The sequence below is a fragment of the Mycolicibacter heraklionensis genome (assembly GCF_001021505.1).
GTDB classification, from domain to species: domain Bacteria; phylum Actinomycetota; class Actinomycetes; order Mycobacteriales; family Mycobacteriaceae; genus Mycobacterium; species Mycobacterium heraklionense.
Genome location: NZ_LDPO01000052.1, coordinates 1 through 3,615 on the forward strand (window position 1 = coordinate 1; position 3,615 = coordinate 3,615).

Here is a 3,615-nt window from a genome sequence, read left to right on the forward strand (position 1 = left end):
GGCCGGTGGGGACCAGACCCGGGGACGGGTTGCGCGACGGGGTGGAGCTGGTGCCGGCGGTGGCCCCGTGCGGGCACGGCGGCAGCAGGGAATCGCGGGCCAGATTGCGCAGTTGGGTGATCGCGTCGTCGAGGGTGCCGGCGGGCAGGCCGTTGCTGACTTGCTGGCGAGCCGGCGGGCGGAGGTCCTGCAATGTCATCAGCCGGCAGGCCAGTTTGTCGCCGGACTGGCTGAAGCTGATCTGCACCAGCTCACCCCGGCTGTCCAGGCAGCCAAGCAGGTAGGGCTCCTGCAGCGGCACCCCCAGGATCGAGCCCTGCACGCCCCGCATGATCGCCACCGTGCCGCCGTAGGCGGTGACGTAGTAGTTGGTCCGCACGACCGCCCGCCCGACCAGCAGCGCGGCGCCCAGCAGCGTCAGCAGCAGCGCCGCGATGATGAACTTGCGCCGCCGGGACCGGGGCGGCCGGTCCGGGGTTTCGATGCGCGGCAGCACGCGCTTGGCGACGGTCTTGCGCGGGGAGATCGCCGATGCCCGCCCGGCGGCGGTGTTGAGGGCGATCACGTGGTCGTCGTCGCTGTCGGAGACCGCCCCGGCCAGGATCGGCTGGGTCTGGCCGTAGTCGACGTCGACCACGTCGGCCACCACCACCGTGACGTTGTCGGGGCCGCCACCGCGCAGCGCCAACTCGATGAGCCGCAGCGCGCAGTCGTTGACGTCGGGGATCTCCAGCGCCTCGTGGATGGTCTCGGTGCTCACCGGGTCCGACAGACCGTCGGAGCACAGCAGGTAGCGATCCCCGGCCTGCGCTTCGCGCATGATCAGCGTCGGCTCCACCTCATGGCCGGTCAGCGCGCGCATGATCAGGGAGCGCTGCGGATGGCTGTGCGCCTCCTCCAAGGTGATGCGGCCTTCGTCGACCAGGGTCTGTACGAAGGTGTCGTCCTTGGTGATCTGGGTCAGTTCGCCGTCGCGCAGCAGGTAGCCGCGAGAGTCGCCGATGTGGGCCAGCCCCAGCCGCGGGCCGGCGAACAGGATGGTGGTGAGCGTGGTGCCCATGCCTTCGAGCTCGGGGTGCTCTTCGACATAGGCGGCGATCGCCGAGTTGCCCTCCCGCACGGCGCTTTCCAGCTTCGCCAGCAAGTCGCCACCGGGCTCGTCGTCGTCGAGATGTGCCAGCGCGGCGATCACCAGTTGCGACGCGACCTCACCGGCCGCGTGCCCACCCATGCCGTCGGCCAATGCCAGCAACCGGGCTCCGGCGTAGACGGAGTCCTCGTTGTTGGAGCGCACCAGACCGCGGTCGCTGCGGGCGGCGTACCGCAGAACCAGGCTCACCGGCGGAGCTCGATCGCGGTCTTGCCGATGCGTATCGGCGTGCCGATCGGAACCCGTATCGCAGTGGTCACCTTCACCCTGTCAAGGTAGGTGCCGTTGGTCGAACCCAGGTCTTCGACATACCATTCCGTGCCCCGCTGAGATAGCCGAGCGTGCCGGGTGGAGGCGTAATCGTCGGTGAGCACCAGCGTCGAATCGTCGGCGCGGCCCACCAGGACCGGCTGATCGCTGAGCGCGATGCGTGCCCCGGTCAGCGGCCCCTCGGTCACCACCAGATGCCGCGCGGTGGTCCGCTGCTGGCGCGGCGGCAGCAGCACGCCCCGGATCGAGAGGCCCCGGCGGACCATCACCGCGCCGGTGGGTGCGTAGATGTCGGTCCGCAGGATCCGCAGCACGGACCAGATGAACAGCCACAACAACGTCAAAAAACCGGCTCGCGTCAGCTGCAGTACCAGTCCCTGCATCCGGCGTCCTCTCCGTTGTCGCGCAGCCCACGGCGTGCTCCTTACTGCGGAGCACTTCGGCAAAGTCACGATACTTGGGCGCGGGGGGCCGTAGGGCAAAGCGGCAGCGCTTTGCTGGTTGAGATTGTCAGTCGAGGGACGCTGCCGCCGTGCCTAGTGGACCCGGACGATGATCTCGGAGTGACCCAGCCGGATGACGTCGCCGTCGGCCAGCTGCCACTCCTGGACCGGGGCGTTGTTCACCGTGGTGCCGTTGGTGGAGTTCAGGTCCGACAGCAGGGCCACCCGGCCGTCCCAGCGGATCTCGAGGTGACGGCGCGACACCCCGGTGTCCGGCAACCGGAACTGGGCGTCCTGGCCGCGGCCCACCACGTTGGCGCCCTCGTGCAGCTGGTAGGTCCGGCCGCTGCCGTCGTCGAGCTGCAGGGTGACCGAGGCGGGAGCGCTGTAGGCACGCTGGCCGTAGCCGCCGCCCGGCGCCTCCCCGTAACCGCCGGGTGCGGGCTGGCCGTAGTCGTAGCCCCCTTGGGTTCCCTGGCCCTCGCCATAGCCGCCGGGTGCGGGCTGGCCGTAGTCGTAACCAGCGGGAGCAGGCGGCGCCTCGCCGTAGCCGTAGCCGGGCTGCCCGTAGTCCTGGCGGCCGTAGGACGGGGCACCCTGGTCGTACCCACCCTGGTCCGGGTAGGCGGGACGCTGATGTTCGTACTGGGCCTCGGGGTAGGAGTAGTCGTCCTGGCGGGCCGGCGGGCGCTCGTAGTCGCCGTAGCCGGGCTGGCCGCCGGCCGGGTAGGCGGGCGCCGCGGGGGGCTGGTGCTGCGGGTAGCCCTGCTCATAGCCGGCGGGAGCGCCGTAGCCGCTGGGCGGACGCTGCTCGTAGGGCTGGGCCGGCGGGGCGTAACCGCCGCCCTGGCCGGGGTAGCCGCCCTGCTCGGGACGGCGGGGCGGGGCGTACGCACCGGGGCCGCCCTGGCCCTGGTCGGGGTAGCCGCCGCGCTGCTCCTGCTGGTAGTGCTCGGCCTCGGGTGCGTAGGGGCCACGGGGGTCCTGACCGCCGCGAGCATCGTCGGCCGGCCGGCCGTAGCGCGGGTCGTAGTAGTCGTCGCCGGGACGATCCTGCCCGTGGGCGCCGTGGTAGCTCGGGTTATCGGTCATCGGAGGCACTCCTGATTCTGCGGTAAACGCATGAACTGATTGTGGCGGGCGGGATTCGTTGAGCGTCTTGTGGGGGCTGGCGTCAGGGTTGACCCCACCCCGTGCGCGGACCTGGCCGGTACGCAGGCTCGGCGACTGCTGGAACCGGACAACCACATCACCATACGTTTGCCACCCCTGTTCGCCGATGTACCCGGCCAAATGCCGGGCGAAGGCCTTCGACGTCAGATCCTGGTCGGCGCCCACCTTGTCGTAGTCGTCCATACCGAGGGTAATGACGTATTCGTTGGGCGCCAAAAGTTGATTTCCGGCAAGGGCGCGCACGCCGGCGGCGGCTTCGCGGCGCAACGCAGCCTCGACTTCCTCGGGGAGGACTTCCCCTCCGAAGACCCGGGCCATCGCATCCTCCACAGCGGATTCGAGTTTGCGCTCGATGCGATGAACCAGCCCGCGCTGGCTGTCCAAGCTGCTACCCGCCTTACTCTCCGCCGTCATCAGTTGTATCGGGGACGCTGCCGCGGCGTGTCGCTCAGCTGCATCCGCCCTGGACATGGTATCGACCCGGGGTGCCACGGCGGCACCCTTCTTCGGCGGAGAATCGGATAAGACCAGGTCACGAAGGGGTCACGGCGGCTTGGGCGGGGCTCCGCGGGGCTGGGT

Annotated in this window: 3 protein-coding genes; all 3 read right to left on the reverse strand. The window is 70.1% G+C overall.

Annotated features, from left to right (window positions below; all coding sequences use genetic code 11):
* Nucleotides 1–1,339: PP2C family protein-serine/threonine phosphatase (locus ABW16_RS23565; RefSeq protein ID WP_052957086.1), on the reverse strand; the 1,339-nt coding region annotated here is incomplete at its 3' end.
* Nucleotides 1,336–1,803, reverse strand: coding sequence for an FHA domain-containing protein FhaB/FipA (locus ABW16_RS23570; RefSeq protein WP_047321631.1), 468 nt, complete (start codon nt 1,801–1,803; stop codon nt 1,336–1,338). The genes ABW16_RS23570 and ABW16_RS23565, both read right to left, overlap by 4 nt.
* 153 nt (nt 1,804–1,956) lie before the next feature.
* Nucleotides 1,957–3,420: an FhaA domain-containing protein gene (locus ABW16_RS23575; protein ID WP_047321632.1), complete on the reverse strand. Its 1,464-nt coding sequence runs from the start codon at nt 3,418–3,420 to the stop codon at nt 1,957–1,959.
* Nucleotides 3,421–3,615 lie beyond the last annotated feature (195 nt).